Origin of the sequence: Ligilactobacillus acidipiscis (genome assembly GCF_900116935.1) — a bacterium.
GTDB classification, from domain to species: Bacteria; Bacillota; Bacilli; order Lactobacillales; family Lactobacillaceae; genus Ligilactobacillus; species Ligilactobacillus acidipiscis.
Map to the genome: position 1 here is coordinate 1,994,129 of NZ_LT630287.1, position 22,586 is coordinate 2,016,714.

General features: G+C 42.8%; 18 protein-coding genes, 1 pseudogene and 1 riboswitch. Of the genes and pseudogenes, 8 read left to right on the forward strand and 11 right to left on the reverse strand.

The genetic code is table 11. The features are described from left to right. Positions 1 to 3: 3 nt before the first annotated feature. Positions 4 to 1,401: an APC family permease gene (locus BQ5903_RS09325; RefSeq protein WP_079579393.1), complete on the forward strand. Its 1,398-nt coding sequence runs from the start codon at positions 4 to 6 to the stop codon at positions 1,399 to 1,401. 68 nt (positions 1,402 to 1,469) lie between these two features. On the opposite strand, the gene BQ5903_RS09330 is transcribed toward BQ5903_RS09325, so the two are convergent. The 3 genes from BQ5903_RS09330 to BQ5903_RS09340 form a co-directional block, all read right to left on the reverse strand. Continuing rightward, the gene (locus tag BQ5903_RS09330) at positions 1,470 to 1,853 is read right to left on the reverse strand and encodes a VOC family protein (protein WP_010498298.1); all 384 of its coding nucleotides are present in this window, start codon (positions 1,851 to 1,853) and stop codon (positions 1,470 to 1,472) included. Positions 1,854 to 2,151: 298 nt separating this feature from the next. Beyond that, entirely contained in the window at positions 2,152 to 3,393 is a 1,242-nt protein-coding gene (locus BQ5903_RS09335; RefSeq protein ID WP_079579394.1) for an ISL3 family transposase, read from the reverse strand. 125 nt (positions 3,394 to 3,518) lie between these two features. Next, positions 3,519 to 4,112, reverse strand: coding sequence for an ECF transporter S component (locus BQ5903_RS09340; protein ID WP_010498296.1), 594 nt, complete (start codon positions 4,110 to 4,112; stop codon positions 3,519 to 3,521). A gap of 116 nt (positions 4,113 to 4,228) precedes the next feature. Next, a riboswitch (FMN riboswitch) is annotated at positions 4,229 to 4,355 on the reverse strand. A gap of 736 nt (positions 4,356 to 5,091) precedes the next feature. Between BQ5903_RS09340 and BQ5903_RS09345 the strand changes: the two genes are divergently transcribed. Beyond that, positions 5,092 to 7,515, forward strand: coding sequence for a Xaa-Pro dipeptidyl-peptidase (locus BQ5903_RS09345; protein WP_079579395.1), 2,424 nt, complete (start codon positions 5,092 to 5,094; stop codon positions 7,513 to 7,515). 457 nt (positions 7,516 to 7,972) lie between these two features. On the opposite strand, the gene BQ5903_RS09350 is transcribed toward BQ5903_RS09345, so the two are convergent. From BQ5903_RS09350 to BQ5903_RS09365, 4 genes and pseudogenes are all read right to left on the reverse strand, one after another. Next, a complete protein-coding gene (locus BQ5903_RS09350; RefSeq protein WP_079579396.1) occupies positions 7,973 to 8,830 on the reverse strand; it encodes a MetQ/NlpA family ABC transporter substrate-binding protein in 858 nt (285 codons plus the stop codon). A gap of 54 nt (positions 8,831 to 8,884) precedes the next feature. Continuing rightward, positions 8,885 to 9,549, reverse strand: a pseudogene (locus tag BQ5903_RS09355) (methionine ABC transporter permease). Continuing rightward, positions 9,539 to 10,615, reverse strand: coding sequence for a methionine ABC transporter ATP-binding protein (locus BQ5903_RS09360; protein ID WP_079579397.1), 1,077 nt, complete (start codon positions 10,613 to 10,615; stop codon positions 9,539 to 9,541). The pseudogene BQ5903_RS09355 and the gene BQ5903_RS09360 overlap by 11 nt, the downstream one beginning before the upstream one ends. 23 nt (positions 10,616 to 10,638) lie before the next feature. Beyond that, on the reverse strand, positions 10,639 to 11,409 hold the full coding sequence (locus BQ5903_RS09365) for an acetoin reductase (protein WP_079579398.1): 771 nt from the start codon (positions 11,407 to 11,409) through the stop codon (positions 10,639 to 10,641). A 1,346-nt stretch (positions 11,410 to 12,755) separates the two neighbouring features. Here BQ5903_RS09365 and BQ5903_RS09370 point away from each other — a divergent pair. The 5 genes from BQ5903_RS09370 (at position 12,756) to pcp (ending at position 17,335) form a co-directional block, all read left to right on the forward strand. Beyond that, the gene (locus tag BQ5903_RS09370; RefSeq protein WP_079579399.1) at positions 12,756 to 13,661 is read left to right on the forward strand and encodes a proline iminopeptidase-family hydrolase; all 906 of its coding nucleotides are present in this window, start codon (positions 12,756 to 12,758) and stop codon (positions 13,659 to 13,661) included. Positions 13,662 to 13,926: 265 nt separating this feature from the next. Beyond that, the gene (locus BQ5903_RS09375; protein WP_010498283.1) at positions 13,927 to 14,748 is read left to right on the forward strand and encodes a Cof-type HAD-IIB family hydrolase; all 822 of its coding nucleotides are present in this window, start codon (positions 13,927 to 13,929) and stop codon (positions 14,746 to 14,748) included. 320 nt (positions 14,749 to 15,068) lie between these two features. Then, positions 15,069 to 15,752, forward strand: coding sequence for a DUF969 domain-containing protein (locus BQ5903_RS09380; protein ID WP_010498281.1), 684 nt, complete (start codon positions 15,069 to 15,071; stop codon positions 15,750 to 15,752). Next, a complete protein-coding gene (locus tag BQ5903_RS09385; RefSeq protein ID WP_010498279.1) occupies positions 15,736 to 16,659 on the forward strand; it encodes a DUF979 domain-containing protein in 924 nt (307 codons plus the stop codon). The genes BQ5903_RS09380 and BQ5903_RS09385 overlap by 17 nt, the downstream gene beginning before the upstream one ends. 28 nt (positions 16,660 to 16,687) lie before the next feature. After that, complete coding sequence (pcp, locus tag BQ5903_RS09390) at positions 16,688 to 17,335, forward strand: pyroglutamyl-peptidase I (protein ID WP_010498277.1); 648 nt, start codon at positions 16,688 to 16,690, stop codon at positions 17,333 to 17,335. Positions 17,336 to 17,702: 367 nt separating this feature from the next. Here pcp and BQ5903_RS12570 read toward each other — a convergent pair whose 3' ends face one another. The 4 genes from BQ5903_RS12570 to BQ5903_RS09405 form a co-directional block, all read right to left on the reverse strand. Continuing rightward, the gene (locus BQ5903_RS12570; RefSeq protein WP_231920841.1) at positions 17,703 to 18,125 is read right to left on the reverse strand and encodes a carbohydrate ABC transporter permease; all 423 of its coding nucleotides are present in this window, start codon (positions 18,123 to 18,125) and stop codon (positions 17,703 to 17,705) included. A 4-nt stretch (positions 18,126 to 18,129) separates the two neighbouring features. Continuing rightward, positions 18,130 to 18,537 carry an ABC transporter permease family protein gene (locus BQ5903_RS12575; RefSeq protein ID WP_231920842.1) on the reverse strand — a complete coding sequence of 136 codons (408 nt, stop codon included), beginning with the start codon at positions 18,535 to 18,537 and terminating at the stop codon, positions 18,130 to 18,132. Next, positions 18,534 to 19,388, reverse strand: a complete 855-nt coding sequence (locus tag BQ5903_RS09400) for a carbohydrate ABC transporter permease (RefSeq protein ID WP_010498275.1) — start codon at positions 19,386 to 19,388, stop codon at positions 18,534 to 18,536. The genes BQ5903_RS12575 and BQ5903_RS09400 overlap by 4 nt, the downstream gene beginning before the upstream one ends. A 442-nt stretch (positions 19,389 to 19,830) precedes the next feature. Beyond that, positions 19,831 to 21,132, reverse strand: a complete 1,302-nt coding sequence (locus BQ5903_RS09405; protein ID WP_079579400.1) for an ABC transporter substrate-binding protein — start codon at positions 21,130 to 21,132, stop codon at positions 19,831 to 19,833. A gap of 127 nt (positions 21,133 to 21,259) precedes the next feature. On the opposite strand from BQ5903_RS09405, the gene BQ5903_RS09410 reads away from it, so the two are divergent. Continuing rightward, positions 21,260 to 22,390, forward strand: coding sequence for an ABC transporter ATP-binding protein (locus BQ5903_RS09410; RefSeq protein ID WP_231920843.1), 1,131 nt, complete (start codon positions 21,260 to 21,262; stop codon positions 22,388 to 22,390). Positions 22,391 to 22,586 lie beyond the last annotated feature (196 nt).

The window sequence follows — 22,586 nt, forward strand, 5'->3', positions numbered from 1 at the left end:
GTTATGAGTTTAAAAGAACGCGTGACCCGCAAAGAGAACCTCTCACGTTACCTGGATCAAGATCAAAGGTTTGAAAAACCTCTTGGTTCATCCGACCTGATCGCTATGGGCGTAGGAGCAGTGATCGGTACTGGGATCTTCATTTTGCCTGGGACTGTAGCAGCTGTCCATAGCGGTCCTGCCATCGTTTTATCATTTGTTATCGCAGCCGTGGTCTGTTCGACCGCTGCCATGTGCTACGCTGAGTTTTCATCAGCCCTGCCAATTGCCGGGAGTGCTTATTCTTTTGGTAATGTTATTTTCGGTGAGGGGATCGGGTGGTTTTTAGGCTGGTCTTTGATCCTAGAATACATGCTGGCCGTTGCCGCAGTTTCTACAGGATTTGCTTCATATTTTAATTCATTTATTGCAGGTTTTGGATTACATATTCCACAGGCTCTGGACGGTCCATTCGATCCTGCGCATGGCACATATTTTAATATCGTAGCTTTTGCTATCGTTTGGTTAATTTTCTTGTTGCTCTCACAGGGAGTCTCAACTTCCATGAAAGTCAATAATTTAATGGTTGTGATCAAGATTGCTATTATTATCTTGTTCCTCATTGTCGGTGCTTTTTATATCAAACCAGCCAACTGGAGCCCTTTTGCTCCTTTTGGCGCTAAAGGTGTCTTTTCTGGCGCCTCACTGGTCTTTTTTGCGTACTTAGGATTTGACTGCGTGTCAGCCGCTGCTGCCGAAGTCAAACACCCTGAAAAGAACATGCCCCGTGGGATCATTGGGACTTTGGTGATCTGCACGCTACTATATATCTTAGTTTCGGTCGTTCTAACAGGAATGGTCAAATACACTAAATTAGATGTGGGTAATCCAGTTGCTTTTGCCTTGCAGCTGGTCCACCAAAACTGGGTCGCCGGTGTGATCTCGGTTGGTGCCATGTTAGGAATGTTTACGATGATGATCTCAATGATCTACAGCTCTTCACGTCTGATCTATTCGATCGGTCGTGATGGTCTGTTTCCTAAGTTCTTGGGACAGATCAGCGAGAAAACTCACATGCCGACTCACAGTATGCTGGCAGTCACGATCATTATCAGCCTGACTGGCAGTATGTTGTCGCTTGACCAACTGACTAACTTAGTCAATATCGGAACTTTGATGGCCTTTACTTTTGTTTCTGCCGGCATCATCCCGTTGCGCAAACGCAAGGATATTCCGAATACAAATGGATTCAAGGTTCCCTTCTATCCCATTTTACCGATCATTTCCGTGATTTTATGTATCGTAATGCTGACACAGCTTTCTAGTGAAACATGGCTGATGTTTCTTGTGTGGCTCATCATTGGGATCATCATCTACTTCAGTTATGGTCTCAAACATAGCAAACTCGCGCAAGATGACTAATTTATCAAACGTTTGACAAACAAAAAAGATGTCGTTATCTCTGAAACAGAGAACAACGACATCTTTTTTTAGACGGTCAATTCGATTTGGTTGCCTTCCGGATCGCACACTACACTTTCATAATAGCCATCACCCGTAGTCCGCGGACCGCTCAAATGCTGGCAGCCGGCAGCCGTGATCTGCTCAGTCAGATCATCGACCGCACTCTTGGAGCCTAAAGAAAATGCCAGATGCATATACCCTAATGGATAACCTTCTTGGCGGGTCTTATTAAGGTCGTCCCTAGTCCCTACTTCCAATCGGGCCCCACTGGGAAAAGTCAGGAAATATGAAGAAAAGGTCGTGCGTGGATTGTAGTACTTATCAGAACGCTGTGCTTGAAAAAACTGCTCATAAAATTCAACAGTCCGTTCCAGATCAACTACAAATAGACCAACGTGTTCAATTTTCATTTGCTTGCTCCTTTTTTGGTAAGTGTCTTAATCATAGCATATCAAATTTATCGGTGTTTGCGTAAACGGTTTTATTTAAGGCGCAAAAAACTTCCTGCCGCATGTGACAGGAAGCCTAATTTTTAGGGACTTTGTCAAATAGTGTTGATGGTCCATAGAACTCTATCTTTATGGTAGGGTTCTTTTTTTACTGCCATAGCTAGATTAAAGTGTTTGGGTTGGGAGGCAGGTGCGGGTCCGAAGCGTAGCGAAATGGGCCCGCACCTGCCTCCCACAGTGTTGACCTAAATTTTTTATCTTAGGCATGGATCAATTTGATGCGGATAAAGAAATGCCTTAAGTTACTGAATCCGTAACAGCTACGTTTAAGTTCTTTGATCTTGCGATTGATCCCCTCTAACGGCCCATTAGAGTAGTCATAGAGACAAGCGTTCCTGATCCCTAAGTAGTTCTTTTGAATGGTCCTCATGACGGTATCCATTTCAGTACCATTGGGACGGTAGTTCATAACTAATTGTTGTAAAGTAGCCCGATCGCGGTTGCGAATAAAGGTTAAGATCGTTTGATAGGTCTGATAGTTTTCTGCGAACTGTGGAAAATTCTTGAGTCCCAGATCGACCACATTTTGGGCAGTCGTGTATTCATTTAATCCCCGATAATATTTAACCTGGGAGGTCTCAAGTTGATTTTCAGCTAAGTGGAATAAGCGCCAGTTGCTTTTTAAAACTTTATAGTTGCGGTCGTGGTGGTCGTTGATTCCTTTTAAAACACGCATCCGTTCATGGTCAAGTGCCCGACCCGCTAACTGAACAAGATGGAAACGGTCAAAGACGATCAGTGCGTTAGGAAAAAGACGACGGACGAAAGTCTGATACTGTGCATTCAGATCCATGGTCACCAGTTGAACTTTTTGACGCTCAGAAAGTGTATAAGTATTGGTGAAATACTCGCGGATCGTCTGCGAGAGACGATCTGGCAATAAGGCGACCAAATCATGTGTTTTTGCGTCAATGCAGATAAAAGAAAAGCAGTTCTTAGTTGAACGAAATTCGTCAAAGCTGAGAGCTGTCGGCAGCTCTTTTGGCGTTACTAAAGCCCGCTGATCCTTATACAAGATCCGTTGAACCGAGGAAGCTGAGATCCCCACGGCCTGGCTGATCGTCTTGACTGGCAGTGAGTTCTTAGCTAAAGTCGCGATTTCGTGGACTGCTTGGCGGGTGATCGAGTGCCGAGGCGGAGCGAGCTGCGTCTGCGCGCTAAAAGTATGGTGGCAAGTTCGGCACAGATAACGCTGTTTGCGCAGGTTCATGCGGAGCGGTTGTTCACCTAGGCTGGGCAGTTTCATCTTGGTCAGACGGGTCCCATTCTGAACAAGATTCGTGGAACCACAATTAACACAGCGTTCGACGGGGTAAGTCAGCGTAGCTGAAAGCAGTTTTTCGTGAACTCCGGCCTGTGAAAAATCAGTACAAGCTGAAATTTTGATATTTGGGTCTTGGATATTGAGTAAATTTAGGATAGAATCAGTTTGGGACATCATTTATACCTCGCTTTGATTTGGTTTTATCGCTTTAATCGTAGCATATGAGGACAAATGATGTCCTTTTTTGTACAAAAATAGTGCTGATGAACGCTCATCAACACTAAAAAGTTTAGACCCAATTTTTATGATAAATGTGCTGCTTTTAATGTTGCTGCTTTGCTGGCCAACCAGCCGTGCATCTTAGCATATGCTACTGCAAAGACGCCGATGACTGCTGTACCCTTGATCAGGTTAAATGGTATGACACCATACAAGACCATTTTGCTAATCGGCAACGACAACTTCATTCCTAACGAAGCAACGTAAGCCGGCATAATGACCGCCACATTGGCAATCGCCAGAACAACGGTCAAAGTTAACGTTCCAGCCAGACCCGCTAATAAGTAATCTTTAACACGCGGATCGTCTTTACCCTTCAAGATCAAGTACACTGGCAAGCAAATTGCCAAAGTTGAAACAAACTCCGTTGAGACATCGATCAAGTTAGGTAAAGAAACCCCCGAGACGATGAAAAACAATAATGAGCGGATCAGGTCGATCCCAATTCCGCCGCCAACCCCTAGAGCAAAGAAGCCCAAGAGGATCGGCACATCAGCAAACTCAATCTTCAAGTAAGGTACCAGCGGAATGACCGGAAATGCAATAAACCTTAAGATATAAGAAATTCCTGCCAAACCTGCTGCGATGACCCACTTTTTCATTGAACTATGCTTCATGATGAAACCCCTCCTAAAATTAATTAGAGGTTTATCTTCAACGGCAATTTGTCAACATAAAAAAGCTCTGCTACCTTTTTCCAGGGTAACAGAGCGAGTTTGTATTTTCCAAATCACTCTATCTTCTTCCATCCAGACTTTAACTGTCGGTCTTGGGATCACACCAAGTCAGCCTCATCAAAAAGATAAGGGTCGCGGACTATTACCGCCGGTCGGGAATTACACCCTGCCCTGAAGACAAACCGTATTTATTTGTTAAACTTATTCTAGCATTACCCAAGAACAAGTGCAAGCGTTTAATTAAACACAGGGCGGAGCATGGCGTCCAGAAGCCGAGCACTAACAGACTTTCACGCTATAATGCGCTTTTTGCATTGTGGCGTAAAAGTTAGTTAGGCGCAAGCTTCTACCATGCGCAGCCCGACTAAAATCACAGAGCGAAGGCAAGCGGGAAGAAGCGAGTATATCGGACTTAAACAGTAGAGTGCGCTTTTTGCACTGTGCTGTTTAAGTTGGATATACGGAACTTCTTGCTTGCCGTAGCCCGACTAAAACACAGGGCGAAGTGAACCGGGAGAAAGTTGAGCACTATCGGACTTTAACGATAAGTCGTGCTTTTTGCGACTTGTTGTTAAAGTTGGATAGGCGCAGACTTTTGGTTCACGTAGCCCGACTAAGATCACAAAGCGGAAATTGTCTGAGTTTCGGAGCCCGACTAGATAACCGGACGAAAGCTGACCACTAATGGACTTAGGCATAATGACAAGTGTTTTTTCTTGTCGTGATGCCTAAGTTGATCAGGCGGAACTTGCCGGTTCACGCAGCCAAAATAAAAATATTTGCCTACCTATGAACTAGTCCTGTCTGCTGTCTCATTTGCCAAATAATAATAGTCTTCCTAGCACATAGTCCTGCTAAAAGCGCTGACTTGAGTTATAATTGCTGGTAACAATAATTATCTAGAAAAGAAGGGAAATGTATGAAATTTAATCAGTACTCACGCATGATAGTGCCCTACCGCACCCAAGTTTCCGAACTCCAAGGCATCGGCTTTTTAGACCAATTAGTCACGCCGCAAACCAGCTTGAATGACTTGTGGCTGTCGTTTATTTATAAATCTTTCCCTCAAGCTCAAAGTCAGAGCACTTTAAAAGAGATGGTCAGCAACCTATTAGCGACGCCGACACAAAACGTCTTGGAATACATAGACCAAAAGACAGTCGATGCAGCTTCATTTTACACAGTCGGATTGCAGCTGCTCGGCTTTACTTGTGGTGATGATTTCAAGGTAGACCAGCCCTTACAAACCATGAAGGATTTTAACCTGCTCTATCATGAAAAACTCAACAACATCGAAGAACTAGTCGGAGCTTGGTACGATCTGCTCAATACTCGCGGCAAAAATGGCCAAATTTTACTTGATGCTTTAGCTGCTCAAGGATACTTTCTACCATTATATGACCTCCCCATCGCTCAAAAGCCGCTGCTTTTTAATGGCAAGTCACAACCGGTCTTTGCAACTGATGATTTGATCAGAGAGGTCGTTTACATCGAATCCAGCTTGGATACTGATCATGATGGCAAACGTGACCTGCTGAAAGCCGAGATCTTACGACCGTCTGACACCAATAATGGGTTAAAGGTCCCAGCAGTTTATACAGCCAGTCCTTATAACCAAGGGACCAACGACGAAGCTGGGGATAAAATGATGCACAATGTTGACCAGCCTTTGACACGCAAAGAACCAAATGAACTCCAATATGAAGACATTAAATACCAGCAAGACACAGAAGAATTACCGCCCGAACGCCCAGTAAAGGGCACTACCCAACAAGCCGAGGAAACATTTGGACGAGAATTCTCCTACACTTTAAACGATTATCTGGCTGCTCGTGGATTTGCCATCGTCTACGCGGCTGGGATCGGCACTCGTGGTTCACAAGGTGTCCGTACCTGCGGCAGTCCAGCAGAAACTGCCTCGACGATTGCTATTATCGAATGGCTAGCCGGCAATCGACGTGCCTTCACAAATAAGACCGACAACATTGAGATCAAAGCCTGGTGGTGTAACGGTTCTGTCGCTATGACCGGCCGCTCATACTTAGGAACACTAGCCACGGCGGCGGCCACGACTGGCGTTACCGGATTAAAAACAATTATTTCAGAAGCAGCTATTTCCAGCTGGTACGATTATTATCGCGATAATGGATTAGTCATCGCGCCTGGCGGCTTTCCCGGCGAAGATGCCGACGTCTTGGCCGAAGAATGTTTCAGCCGCCAACTAGACGGCGCCGATTATCTGAAGGTCAAACCTTTCTTTGATCAGCAACTAGCACAGATCACCCGCGGACAAGATCGCACTACTGGCGACTACAACACATTTTGGGACGCGCGTAATTATTTAAAAGACGTCGCAAATGTCAAGTGCGATGTACTCATGGTGCACGGTGTCAACGACTGGAACGTTAAGCCGCGCAACGTCTACAATTTTTACCGTGCTTTAGCCAAACTGCCTGTTACAAAAAAATTGATCTTGCATCAAGGCCAACACATCCATATCAATGCCTTTCGTTCGCTAGATTATAGTGAGATGATCAACTTATGGCTGACAAATAAGTTATATGATGTCGCCAATAACGCCGACCAGATCTTACCAGCCGTATTAGTACAAGATAATGTCCAGCCCGAAACATGGACGGCTTATCCTGATTGGGACAAAACAGAGGTTAAACAGCAAAACTTATACTTTGACCAAGAAAAACTAACTGAAAACCAACCTGCCAAAACTGCCACGGTCTCATTTTCTGATCATTTGTCAGATGAACAATTTGCCAAGTACCGTCAGAACTTCGAAAACTGGAGAAACACTATTTTGGCCGACCACGCCAGTGACTTGAGCGACAAACGTTTGCTATTCAAAACTCAGCCATTAGCCAACGACGAATTATTGCGCGGGGCGGCTCATCTGAAGTTAAAGGTTGCCAGCAACCAAGATCACGGCATGCTGTCGGTAATGTTAGTCGACTATGGCACCGCCAAACGTTTGGGAGTCTCTCCAACAGTCTTAGCACGCAAGAGCATCAGTGAAGGCTATCACTGGCGCGAAGATGACTTAAATGAGTTCCAGCTGACCAAGAAAACACCATTTAAAATGATTTCTAAAGGTCACATCAACTTGCAAAACAGGACGGCAAATTACAAAACAGACGACTTACAGGCTGGCGAATTTTACGACATCGAATTCGACTTGCAACCGACTTTCTATCACTTGCCGCAGGACCATCAATTAGGACTCGTAGTCTATTCCACTGACATGGAAATGACAGTGCGCGGCAACGAAAAAATCAACTACACCCTAGACTTGTCCGAATGTCAATTGACTCTTAAAACTAGCAAATATTAATTTAAAAAACGTTCCGCACGCACGACAAATTTGTGCAGCGGAACGTTTTTTTGATGGGTCACTACGCTAGGCGGAGAATTTTTTTTGAATTGTGCTGCTTACTTGACCTGAGTTTGCGTTACATTCCAACTTGCGACAATTACTTTGTCATAATTTGCATCACATTCTCGCTTGTAACACTTACTTCGCCTGAGTTTGCGTTACATCCCAACTTGTAACACTTACTTCGCCAAAGTTTGCATCACATTCCAACTTGTAACACTTACTTCGCCTGAGTTTGCATCACATTCCAACTTGTGACGCTTACTTCGTCAAAGTTTGCGTTACATTCTCGCTTGTAACACTTACTTCGTCGGACTTTGCGTCACATTCTCACTTGTAACACATACTTTACCAAAGTCAGTCCCGCATTTTTAGTAAACTTCATTTAAGCACCATGCTGACTCCGCTTTTCCCATTACTTCAAATAAGAAATTGGCTTTTTGACCTCAATTTTAGTCCCATGATATTGGTTTTTAACATATTTTTGGATAACCGGCTCGTGATACAGCTTAAGCAGCTTCTGGTATACTTTTTTCTTCTGGTTGCCAGCGGCAGTAGCCAAAATATTGATATTTTGCCGAGTACTTTGATTGATTTTTTCATGATATAGCGAATCGTGCAGAACATTCAATTTGCCCTCCAACGCAACCGTGTTTGAAATCAAGACTGCGTCAACACTATTCAGCACGCGCGGTCCCGTCGTGTCGTCGATTTCTTTAAACTTCAGACCCCGCGGATTTTCAACGATATCATTGGTATTGCCTAATAAACCAAAGTTCTTCTTTAACTTGATCAAGCCGGCATCTTGCAGCAACAATAAGTCTCGCGCCGTGTTGGCAGGGTTATTTGCAAGTGCGATCGTCGCTCCAGTCGGAATTTGCTTTAAAGAGTCGTACTTATCAGAGTAGATTCCGAGCGGCTCCAAGTAGGTTGTCCCGATAACAGCTAATTTATGTTGCGGATTTTCCTTATTATAAGCCTGCATATATGAATATGACTGGAACGCATTGACATTCACGTTATTTTCGGAAGTCGCGTTGTTTAACTGCACACCGTCTGAGATCTGCTTGTCCGTGATCTTTAAGTTCAATTTTTTAGCTTGCGGGCTTGCCGCGATGCGCTGCCAAACGTCATAGTCACTGCCTTGCGACCCAACAGTGATTTGGTCTGGTGCACTTTGAGCACTATAAGTATTGTAGGTATGCAAACCGACCGCTGCCAAAACACCCACTACCAAGCTGGCGCATAAGACCAGCCAGTTTTTAATTTTCACGCTTACCCCACCTTTCTTGAATGATTTTTTCAAACGTTTGTCAAACTCTTGAAACTAAAGACGCGCCAGTTTTTTGGCAAGCTGATCACCAATAATTTGCGTGGCAAACACCAGCACCAAAATTACCAGCAAAGCCGCAAAAGTCACGTCGTTTTCAAAACGTGCATAGCCGATACTGATCGCAATATCGCCCAAACCGCCAGATCCAATTGCACCAGCCATCGTGGTCAGTCCTAATAAACTAATGATCGTCACGACCGACGCTCGGATAATGTCAGGCAAACATTCACGCAAATAGATCCGGAAAACAATTTCTGTCGGACTAGACCCCATCGCCTGCGCGGCTTTGATCACCGATGGTTCAATACTGAGCAACGCATTTTGAATCTGCCGTGCATAAAAGGGGAAAATCCCTACGATCAGCGGAACTAAAGCCGCGGCCGTCCCAACGGTCGTCCCCACTATGCTGGAGCGATAACTGCCAGCAAAATAATAAAGGGCACTGACCGTAATAAATTGACGACCCTGTCTAAGAAGCTGTAAAATGGCGGATCAGCATCGATCCCTCCTGGCTGAGTCATGACTAAAAAAATTCCCGTCCCAATCCCTAATACTGCGGCGACCACGGCCGACCAAAAGGTCATATAAATCGTCTCCCAAGTTGCCTGCACGAACTGCGGCCAAATTTTGACTACATTTGGAAACCATTCAGCTATCATTTTCAGGACTCCTTTCTTGTACGGCTAAGTCTGTGACTGTCACGCCAACATTCTTCAAATAAGTGATCCCTGGTTCAACTTTTCCATCTTTTTCTGACAGGATCACCAGCATGTAGCCCAGAGAAAGTTGAGCAACTTTTTGGACGTTAGCAAATAAAATATTGGCCTTGATCCCAAATTTAGCAGTCAATTCCGAGATCACAGATTCATCAGTTACTTGACTTGAAAATTGCAAATACAAAAGACGTTCACCTGCAGTCAAGTTCGCCAACAAATCATCATCAACGACCTGCTGGCGCATCTGCGTGACGTTGGCGGCAGACTCGATAAAAGTTTGGGTCAAAGACTGCTTTGGCTGAGCAAAAACTTGTCCTACTGGGCCACGTTCGATGATCCGCCCATCTTCCATGACAGCCATTTCTTGGCAGATCGACTTAATGACTTCCATCTCATGGGTGATCAAAACCACAGTCAACCCGAATTTTTCATTTAGTTTTTGTAAAAGCTGCAGGATCGAATCCGTCGTTTGCGGATCCAGCGCACTAGTTGCTTCATCACTGATCAAAATATCAGGGTCGTTAGCCAGTGCGCGTGCGATCGCCACACGCTGCTTTTGCCCACCAGACAAATCCTCCGGGTAAGAAGCAGCATAGTCTGCCAGACCGACTAGCTCCAATAATCTCTGCGCCTTAGCCTTCCGCTTTGCGTGCGGAGTTTTTTCACTGAGCAGAGGATATTCAACGTTATTCAAGACAGTTCGCGACTGCAAGAGGTTGAACTGCTGAAAGATCATGCCGATCTTCTTGCGGACTTTGCGCAATTTTTTATCATTTAATTCTTGCAAATTTTGTCCGGACACTGTCACCGTGCCGCTTGTCGGCCGTTGTAATAAATTGATGACTCGCACCAAGGTACTTTTACCCGCACCCGAATAACCAACAATACCATAGACACTGCCTTGGCGGACCTGCAAAGAAACATCATCGACGGCGGTAAATGTCTCACCTTTTTTATCAAAGCTAACATTGATATCTTGCAGGTCGATCGCCACTTCTGCTTTACTCATCTGCTCACTTCCTCTCTTAGTCTTTAGTGGAACTTCATCCCGCCATCAACCAGCAATGATTGTCCCGTGATATAAGCAGCACTCGGCGAAGCAAACCATGCGATCACTTCAGCGACATCTGCCGGTACTCCTTCACGCCCTAAGCCGATCTCCGTTAAACAATTGGCTTGTTGTTCTGCAACCGACAAACCTTTGAGTTTAGAAGTTTTTTCGTCGATCGCATCTCTTAAAGGAGTCCGAACGATTCCCGGATTATAAGCATTAACTGTGATTTGATCAGCGGCTAATTCCTTGGCAGCAGATTGCGTTAAACCCCTGATTCCAAACTTAGAAGCAGAATAGGCACTTTGTAAAGCTGAGGCTTCGACTCCCGCTAATGAAGCAGCGTTAATGATCCGCCCACCATTTCCTTGTTGCTTAAAGCGTTTCGCGGCGGCTTGGATCCCCCAGAAAGTCCCTTTCAAGTTCACATCCAAAAGATGCGAGATCTGCTCCAGATCCGAATCAATGATCGGATCGATAAATGCTTCACCAGCATTATTCACAAAGACGGCCAGTTTGCCTAAGTCCGCCACAGCTTGATCTACTAAATCAAAGACTGCGTCCCGGTCAGCCACATCAACAATGTAGGCCTGTGCTTGATATCCCTGTTTCCGTAAATTTTGTGCCACTTTTGGCGCTGTTTTTTCGTTGATGTCAGCCACAGCAATTGCAAATCCATCCTGTGCCAAACGGTAAGCTGCAGCTTCACCGATCCCTTGTCCTGCTCCTGTAATAATTGCTGTTTTACTCATATTGATTACCCCTTTTTTAATTTATATAAAAAATTCCCCACTCCTGTCACTAAACAACAGAAGCGGGGAAGTCACTTTACCATCCTGATTTGTTTGCAGATCACTCATACAAACCTTACTAACCGGCAAGCATAACTTAACTTGTTTGCGGCTTGTCCTTTAACGGAGACAAGCCGAGACACGCTCACAAATTGTCAGCTCACGTGACCTGATCATCGGCCATTTTTCATGCAGCAAATAGTGACAACTTTCAGCAAATATCGTCTCTCTGTTAACTATTTTTCTAGCACTACTTTCCGAATCGATTCATTTAAAATTCTAAAAAAAATTCGTCCTTAAGAAATTTCTTTCCTAAGGGCGAACATCCGCGGTACCACCTTAATTTCCGACATTAGTCGGCTCAACAACCAGCTTATTTAATAAAACTGATCTCAACTTGATATTGGAAGTCGCCCACCAGTGGCTTACGAACGCTCGCCCACTTCAGCTCCAAGACCATCTTCAAATTTCTCCGCCGTTTGCTCACACCAGCTGCAAACTTTCTTTACGCTTCAAAATTCTACTCATCTCTTCATTGCTTTCTAATCATTTTTTAAGTTAATTTGTAGTTTAAGCTCATTTAACCTACTTGTCAAGAATCAAATATTTTTATTTGAAAGACGTTAGCAACAAAATTTCAGCGAGGTGCCTCGTACGACCCACTTGTGAGACTTACTTTGCGAGAGTTTGCGTCACATTCTCACTTGTAAGACTTACTTCGCCAGAGTTTGCGTCACATTCCAACTTGTAAGACTTACTTGGCCGAAGTTTGCATCCATATCCCAGCTTGTAACACTTACTTGGCCTGAGTTTGCGTCACATCCCAGCTTGTAACACTTACTTGACCAAATTTTGCATCACATTCTCACTTGTGACACTTACTTCGTCAAAGTTTGCGTCACATTCTCACTTGTAACACTTACTTCGTCAAAGTTTGCGTCACATTCTCACTTGTAACACTTACTTGGCCTGAGTTTGCGTCACATCCTCACTTGTAACACTTACTTGGCCTGAGTTTGCGTCACATCCCAGCTTGTAACACTTACTTGGCCGAAGTTTGCGTCACATTCTCACTTGTGACACTTACTTCGCCAAACTTTGCGTCACATTTCTCATAAACTTTATTCCTGACCACTTTTTCCTGCGACTCGGTAAACTACCCGCTAAAATCGCCTAACCACTCGAAAAAATCTCTGATCCCCACAAATTTACCCAATTAAATGTTAGAATATCCTCATAGCATTATGTTAGTTACTGGTGAGATACACAGTTTTCTACATAAAATTTTAAGAAACTAGGTGAAAGCAATGCGCGAAGGAAACACGATCATTACTTTAGACAACGGTTATCACTTGTGGACACGTACAGACAACGTTGGCGGTGACATCCAACTATTATGTTTACATGGCGGCCCTGGCGGAAACCATGAATACTATGAGAACTTTGCTGAAAAGCTGAAAGACTTGAACGTTCAGGTAACAATGTACGATCAGTTAGGTTCATGGTATTCTGACCAGCCTGATTTTACTAAACAGGAAAACATCGACAAGTTTATGCACATGGAATACTTTGTCGACGAAGTTGAAGAAGTTCGCCAAAAACTTGGCTTAGATAATTTCTATTTGATCGGTCAGTCGTGGGGCGGTGCTTTAGTTCAAGAATACGTGCTGAAATACCCTGACCACTTGAAAGGTATCATCATTTCATCAATGACCGACAATATTGATGAATACATGGAAAACATCACCAAGATCCGTGAAGCTGAATTTAGCCCAGAAGAATTAGCCTTCCTGAAAGACTGCGAAGCCAAAAATGACTTTAATGAACGTTATGAAGAATTGATCGAGAAACTAAATAAGGATTATATCGATCGTAAGCAACCTGCCGCAATCAGTCATTTGACCTCTACAATGGGAGTTCAGGTTTACAATTACTTCCAAGGAGATAACGAATTCGTCGTTACTGGTAAGTTGGCCGGCTGGGATCGTATCAAAGATATTCACAACATTCAATTGCCGACCTTGATCACTTACGGCGAACATGAATCAATGCCACTTGCTACTGGCAAACGCATGGCTGAAACCATCCCTCATGCACGTTTTGTAACTACACCTAATGGCGGGCACCATCACATGGTCGACAACGCACCAGTTTACTTCGACCACTTGATGACATTTCTCAAGGATGTTGAAACAGACAATTTTAACGACTAATAAAAAACTCACTATTTTAGGTATTTACTACCTAAGACAGTGGGTTTTTTTGAGTGATGGATCTGCCACGTCTGCTCTTTAACAGGACTTCTGACCGCCAAACGTTTTCCGCCATTTCGCAAGTCGACTTGTTTTTTAAACGGACAAATTCGCCATTTTTGCGCACTCACTCATAAATACGCTAAAGAGAACCATCTCTGTTTTTTTATTTAGATGTGTTAAGATATGGTTGCTTAGAAATTGAAACGAAAGGATCACTCGTAAAATGGCAATTAAATTAGCGGCGATCGATATTGACAATACTTTGCTGACATCGGCGCCTGAACACAAGTTAACCACAGAAAATATCCAGTCGATCCAGCAGGCACTACAGCTAGGAATTAAGATCGTCTTGTGCTCGGCCAGACCATTAGCTGGTGTCAAACGTTTTCTGAAACAGGCCGGGATCACTTCTAACGACCAATACGTGATCGTCGACAATGGCGCTTTGGTACAAACCGTCACCGGAAAAACGTTGGCGACCCACACTCTCGCACAACAAACAGTGAGTCAATTGGCGCAATTTTGTCAGCAAAATCACTGGCATTATAACGCCATCGACTCTACCTCCACAATGTGCACGACCGACATGCGAGTTGGCTTTTACACTGTCCAGTTGGCGGCCAAGTACCAGGCCCCACTCCAAGTCTTTAATCACATAGCCGACTTTTCCCAGCGGACCTTTGCCAAATTTGGGATCACCGAAGTCCCCGAGATCCTAGATGAAATTGAACCCGAAATTCAGCAGAAGTTTGGCAGCAACTATTATGTAGTCCGCTCTCGCCCATTTTTGCTAGAAATTCTTGATCAAAACGCCAACAAAGGGCAAGCTCTCACAGATCTCGCTCAAGAACTAAGGCTTAAAAAACAAGAAACGATGGCAATCGGCGATGAGATCAATGACCTGCCGATGTTTGAAGCCGCGGGACTTGGGATCTCGATGGGCAACGGGGTCCCCGCCGTCAAAAAAGCTGCCGATCATATCACTGATGACAATGACCACAGTGGCGTTGGCAAAGCACTCCACAAATTTATCTTAGATTTATAAGCAAAGGAACTGTCAGAAAGACTTTCCTTAATTCAGATAGGTCTCGTACTAGAATTAATTTACACTAACTGAATATCGAATATGCGACTTGATTCCTATAAACTAGAGGATTCAAGTCGTTTAGCTTTAAATATTGTTGTCACTTTTAGTATTGAAACTTTTAAAGCATCTTAACACGCTATATTTTTTTGAGTACACTTATATTGACCATGTAATTTTCCTTTAATTAGTTCTTATCAAGTAATCACTAGTTTCCCTTTGACTCAAAAAGGAAAACTGTTTAATATGTGTATAATACTATCGAAAGAAGGAAAATCAGTATGGAATACATAAGTTTATTAGGCGTTCTAGTTATTATACTTGGATTTGCTTTTAAATTAGATACGCTTGCTGTCGTTGTATTATCAGCTTTAGTGACAGCATTAGTATCAGGCATCGATTTTGTATCTTTTTTAGAAATTTTGGGCAAGGGTTTCATGGACAATCGTATGGTCTCGCTATTCTTCTTAACCTTGCCAACAATTGGTATCATTGAAAGACATGGCTTGAAACAAGCAGCAGTCAATCTGATACATAAAGTAAAAGAATTAACACCGGGTAGAATTTTTGATATTTATTTAGCAATTCGTGAGCTTGCTGGTGTATTTGGTATTTCACTGCAGGGTCATGTTCAATTCATTGCACCACTTATCAATCCAATGGCACAAGCTGCCGGCAAAGTAGACGGCGTTTTTGATAATAATTCGTCTGATTTGATCAAAGGACAGGCAGCGGCTAATGAAAACTTCGGTAATTTCTTTGCTCAAAATTTATTTGTTGCTTCTGCTAGCGTTTTACTAATTGCTAGCACAATGAAATCTTTAGGACACCCAGTATCTACAAACGGCATTGTATTGTATTCTATCCCAATGGCTGTTATTACCTTTTTAATCTGTGTATATTATAACCATCGATTTGACAAGCAGTTAGAAAAAGGAGGTAGCAGAAATGAGCACAATAATTAACAATTTGTTAACTATTTTTTATGTGATAATTGGTTTGTTCTTCTTAGCAGCTGCTATCGAATCAGTCCGTGACAAAACTAATTCTGCTCGTTATGGTACGGGACTCTTTTGGCTGTTGTTTGCAGTATTGTTCGTTGCTGGCGAATGGATCCCTAATGGTGTCAATGGGGCTATGCTTATTATCATAGCTATTCTGTCATTAACAAAGCAAGTAAAGGTTGGTCATATTAAAGAACTAGATTCAAAAATTGCTGCACATACGATTAAAAAAATTGGCAATTGGATTTTCTTACCCAGTATTTTGCTAGCAGTTTTAGCAATTTTAATTGCCCAGTTTACACCCCTTGGTGGCCAAGTTGGTATCGGATTAGCAGCGATTATTTCTTTATTAGTCGCAATGTTTTTGACAAAGTCCAACGTTAAAACTTCGTATGAAGACACTCAAAGAATGGTACGTTCTGTTGGAACAGCCGGTATTCTTCCACAACTGTTGGCAACTCTCGGGGTTGTATTTACCGCATCGGGAGTCGGCAATGCTACTTCTAAAGCAATTTCTGGTATATTTCCAGTTGGAAATCATCTTTTAGGTGTCGCACTGTATTGTATTGCAATGGCACTTTTTACTGCAATCATGGGTAATGCCTTTGCTGCTTTTGCTGTAATTACTGCAGGAATTGGAATTCCGTTTGTGGTTGCACAGGGAGGATCACCCGTAGTCGTTGCTGCTTTAGGTATGACTTCTGGCTATTGTGGAACTTTGTTGACCCCAATGGCCGCAAATTTTAATACGTTACCTGTGGCATTAATGAAGATGAATGATCAATTAGGAGTCATTAAACGGCAACTGCCCATATCTCTAATTCTTTTAATAATTCAAATTATATTGATGTATTTGTTAGCTTTCTAAAATAATAATCAAAAAGGAGAATGCAATAATGAAAATTTTAGTAACCGGATTCGATCCATTTGGTGAAGATAAAGTTAATCCTGCCATCGAGGCTGTAAAAAGACTCCCCGAGATTGTTGAAGGAGCGGAAATCGTGAAACAAGAAATTCCAACAGTTTTTGGCAAATGCGCAGAAGTAACTCGTCAAGCAATCATAAGAGAAAAACCTGAGTATGTATTGAGTATTGGCCAAGCAGGCGGCCGTTATGCCCTGACCCCTGAAAGAGTCGCAATAAATTTTGATGATGGCAGAATCAAGGACAATGAGGGCTATCAACCATTAGCAGTGCCGATTCAAAAAGATGGAAAAAATGCTTATTTTACGCAGTTACCTGTCAAAGCCATAGCTAAAGCAATACGTGCAGTCGGTATACCTAGTACGGTTTCAACTACCGCAGGGACTTACGTTTGCAACCATATTATGTATCAGGTACAGTATATGATCGATAAAGAATTTCCAAATTTAAAGGGAGGGTTTATCCATATTCCTTACTTACCTGCCCAAGTAACAGCTAAACCAGAAACTCCTTCAATGAGCTTAGCAAATGATGTAAAAGGGCTCACTGTAGCTCTCACTGCAATCGTAAAAATGAATGGAAAACCGGATATTGACAGTATTGAGGGCAGTTTAAACTAAATAATAAACGCTCAACTTTTTTCTTGAATATTCATAGTCCATTTATTAAATCTGTGATGTAAACATTAAATGTAATATCAAAAAACTAACAATAAATATAGAGCGGATACTGACAACTCTCAAAAGAGCGGTTCTGTACTATTTGAAATAGCATAATTCTTAAAATAGGAAGTAGAAATCACAAACGGTTTTCTACTTCCTATTTTTTTGAACTAAATTTATTCAAACAATGTTTTCTGCCTGTGGATAATTCTTGCACTAACAACTAAGTCACACTTTTATCCACAATTTAATTCGTGGTGCTAAACTTGTCTTTTTCTAACAGCTTTAACCATTCACACTTACAAACAACCGCAAAATATCTTGCTTATTTAATAGCACCTTCAGTCACGGAACTCATGATCTGCTTTTGCAATAACAAAAACAAGATAATGATCGGGACCATCGACAATACAAGTCCGGCCAACGCTAACTCCCACTCACTATTGGTTTCTCCGAAAAACATGTACATCTTGAGCGGAAGCGTGTACATTCCATTTTTATTCACAACCAAAGATGGCAATAGGTAATCATTCCACAATTTCATCGCATTCAAGATAATAACCGTCCCTGTCATCGGATTAACTGCGGGCAAGATCACGTCAGCAAAGGTTCGAAACGCAGGCGCCCCATCGAGAGTAGCTGCTTCATCCATCGATTTTGGAACACCCTGAAAAGCTCCGTAATACAAAATAATCGATAGTGAGACCGACAAACCAGTATTCATCAAGACCAGTGCTGTCCGATTCAAAAAGTTAAGCGCGCCAAACATCGACACTAAGGAGGATCATGATCGACTGGAAAGGAATCAACATTGTTGCTGCACATAAGTAATACACAACAGAACTCATTCGGACTTGGTGTCTGGTCAACGCATAAGCCGCAGCCGCCGAGATTGCCGTAATAACTACGACACTGCCGACAGTTATCAACACCGAATTGACAAAACTGTGCGTAAAGTCTAATGCCTGATAAGCCGTCTTAAAGTTATCCACAGTAAAGTCATGCGTAAACCACAGCGGATTGCTAAAGATCCCCCGCTTCGTTTTCAGTGAATTGACGACCACGATCACAAACGGATAGACCCAAACCAAGCCGACTAATGCTGCCAAACAGCCGTATATCAAACTTTGTGTCTTTTTATTTTTAGCTGCTTTTTTCATTGTCGCTCCCCCTTCCGGCTAAAATACAATTGTACGAAAGAAACTACCGCAACTACAATAAACAAAATTATCCCCGCTGCTTGTGCATAACCTTGCTGGAAATTGACAAACGCGGTGTTGTAAATATACATTGAGATCATTTCAGTCGAGCGATACGGTCCACCATTTGTCAGCGCTAAGTTTTGTTCGTACATCTTGAAGGAATTGGCTAAGGTCAAAAATAAGCTGATCGTAAAGGCTGGTGCCAGCTGTGGCAGTTTGACATTGAAGAAAGTCTGTAATTCACTGGCTCCGTCCAACGTTGAGGCCTCGATCGAATTTTTCGGGATGGCGTTTAAAAATGAGATGTATACCAGCATAATATATCCGCTCATTTGCCAAGTAAACAAAATCACCATTCCCCAAAAGCCGGTCGTTTCGTCACTTAACCAGCCATTGAGCCAACTTAGACTCAAGTTGACAGCCAGGGCTTTAAACGCGTTAGTAAAAATAAACTGCCAGATGAAACCTAACAATACTCCCCCAATCAAATTAGGTACAAAAAAGACCGTCTTCAAAGTATTATTGAACCAGTTGTCTTTATGCGTCACGATCAAGGCAAAGATCAGACCGACCAGATTGATCAGGATGACTGAAACGGCCGAAAATTTGACGGTTAGCCAAAAGCTTTGCAAAAAATTATAATCGTGAAATAATAGCTCATAATTTTTTAAGCCGATAAACTGGCGACTGATACCATTGGAATTGGTAAAGGAATCAAAAACTCCGTAAATAAAGGGAATAATAATGATTCCAATGATAAACACCAGTGCCGGAATGATAAAGCCGTAGTATTGATGTCTTTTTAGCATAAGCTCACTCTCCTCACCGTTAAGTCTGACACTTACTTTGCGAAAGTTTGCGTTACAATTTCATTTGTGACGCTTACTTCGCCGGAGTTTGCATCACATTCTCACTTCTAACACTTACTTCACCGAAGTTTGCGTCACATCCCAACTTCTAACACTTACTTCACCGAAGTTTGCATTACATTCCAACTTCAAACACTTACTTCGCCGGAGTTTGCATCACATTCTCACTTCTAACACTTACTTTGCCGGAGTTTGCGTTACATTCCAACTTGTAACACTTACTTTGCCGGAGTTTGCGTTACATTCCAACTTGTAACACTTACTTCACCAGAGTTTGCATCACATCCCAACTTGTAACACTTACTTCACCGAAGTTTGCATCACATCCCAACTTGTAACACTTACTTCACCGAAGTTTGCATCACATTCCAACTTCTAACACCTACTGACCGCTTTGTACTGTTTTCAGCTGTTTATACTGGTTTGAAATAACTTTCTTTAAATTCTCCCAGGTAGTTTTTCCGACCAAATACCGTTGAACTATCGGCCCGATCACTTCATTGGCAAAACCATTCGGATATTGCTTGTGGATCGGTGTAACCGCATCCTTGGAAATCCCGACTTCATAGATCTCTTTAGAAACATCGTCTGACAAACGTTTGATGTCAAAATCTTTCGTGGCGGGAACAAAACGCATTTCGTTGATGATCACGTCTTGCGCTTCCTTAGAATTGTACATCCAATTGATAAAATCTTTGGCTGCTTTCTCATGGCTGGGGTGGTCCTTGGTCAACCCCAAATACCACGACGACCCAGTCAACAGTTCATCGGAACCATCGTCTTTGACATAATAGGGCAGCATCCCCATTTTTTGTTGGACCCAGCCTTTTTGCAATCCGTCTAAAGTCGGGATGACCCAATTACCTTGCGGGATCATGGCCACTTTACCGTTAAACAGCAAATCTTGGATCGACTCATCGTACTTAACAGATAAGATCGGTTTAACACTATATTGCTTGACTAGCTGCAAATACTGTTTCATTCGTTCCTCTTTAGTCCACGGGAATTTCTTGCTGTCAAAGGCTTTGACTTGATCATTTTTATAATAGTCAGATGTGAGCTGGGCTGACATCGAGGTAATCGAATTGGTGTCTGCGCCGTTAAAACCGAAAACACCCTGTAGTCTTAACTTGTCTTTTTGAGCATCGATTTTTTGGACAGCACTGACAAACTCTGCGTAATTATGGATCCGATTTGGATCGATCCCTGCTTTTTGAAAAACCTCCTTGTTAATGACCCACCCATAGGCCTCCAAGTCAACGGGAATCCCTACCAAGCGATGTTTTTCAGTCATTCCGCCTGAAATCAAACGCGGTAAGGTATTCTTAGTGGCTGACATGTCCTTTAAAGTCAATAAGTGCTCCTTGTAGCGGTCGATTTCAGGCAAACCGCCCAGCATGATAATATCGGGTGCTTCTCCTGAAGAGAACTTAGATTGCAAAGCAGCTGCACCACCGCCTTGCCCAGAAGTTGTTAACTGGACAGAAACATTTGGATGTTTCTTTTCATACATTTTGATCAACTTTTGGTACTGCGTCGTGATCTCTGGTTTTTGGTTAAAAAAGTTAATAGTTACTTTTTTATCTTGTGTTGAGTTGGGAGACTCAGCAGATTTGCAGGCAGATAACAAAAATGGTGTTACAATAACTAGTAATAAAACTAGTAAGCATTTCAACTTTCGCATAGGTCAGCCCTCCTTGTTGTATCTTGGCACATAACTCTCAAAAAGAAATAGTCTTTTCAGTAGTCCAGCAAAGTCTCACTCATTTCTAATGGATCAGTAAAGCCCATAATTTGAAAGGTGGACACCAATGATGGCAAAAATCGAGATCAAACACTTATATAAACAATATGAAAATCAGTCGGATTATACGTTAAAAGATATTAATTTAAGTATCGAAGATAAACAGTTTGTTGCTGTTGTCGGTCCTTCAGGTTGCGGTAAGTCTACTTTGCTGCGCTGTTTTGCCGGTTTAGAAGAGATCACCAAAGGACAAGTCATGGTCGATGACCAGCGTTTCGACACGATCGATCCGAGAAAGCGCAATGTGGCAATGGTTTTTCAGGATTATGCCTTATACCCGCACATGACAGTTTTTAAAAATATGGCTTACAACCTCAAGATCGCCAGGCAAGATAAGGAGACGATCCAAGAAAAAGTTGAACAAGCAGCTGACAAATTGCAATTGACAGATTATCTTGAACAAAAACCGGCTCAGCTTTCAGGGGGGCAACGTCAGCGGGTCGCCTTAGGTCGGGCGATGGTCCGTGACCCAGAGATCTTTTTAATGGACGAACCGCTGTCAAACCTGGATGCTAAGCTAAGAGTTAAGACTCGCCAAGATATTATCGACTTACACCGGCAACTTGGAACAGTAACTTTATATGTCACCCATGACCAAGCCGAGGCGATGGCCCTAGCGGATAAGATCATCGTGATGCGCGACGGGATCATCATGCAATCCGGGTCGCCCGCCGACCTTTACGATGATCCGCATCATATTTTCGTAGCCAGGTTCATCGGCTCTCCCAGCATGAACATTTTCCGCGGTTTTCTTGATCCTGAGGCACACTTCAAGGTCGGCGAAACAAGTTATGATCTTTCCGCTTTGATTGCAAAAGAGCTGATCCCAAAAGAAACCCAGGAAATATTTGTCGGCTTCGTTCCTGAAAAGACCAGCCCGTTGACGCCGGCTGAAGAAGGTCAGGAACAGCCGCACGGAAAATTCACCTTCAAAGCGCAGTTGCATTACGCTGAATACATGGGTGCATATACTTTGTTGTATTTGGAAGCTCATGAGCGCAGCATCGTTTCACAACTGGAACGTAAGATCAAAGGCAGTCCGCATGACCGGCAAGTCACGCTGCAAGTCGCACCAGAAGATCTTTATTTTTTCGATGCTGAAACCGGCCAACGCATGTATGCTAATAAAGATCATTAGCTTGGCAAACGTTTGAATAAATCGATAGCAAGAAAACGCATACAATAAATCAAAAATAAAATAGGCTGAGGTTGAGGAATAAATTTTTCCTAGCCTCAGCCTATTTGAGCGATGCATATCATAGTTACCTCTCAGTATCTGACTGTAGAATAATATAATCAATAATTTTAGGCAAATGATTTAACTTAAAAACTCT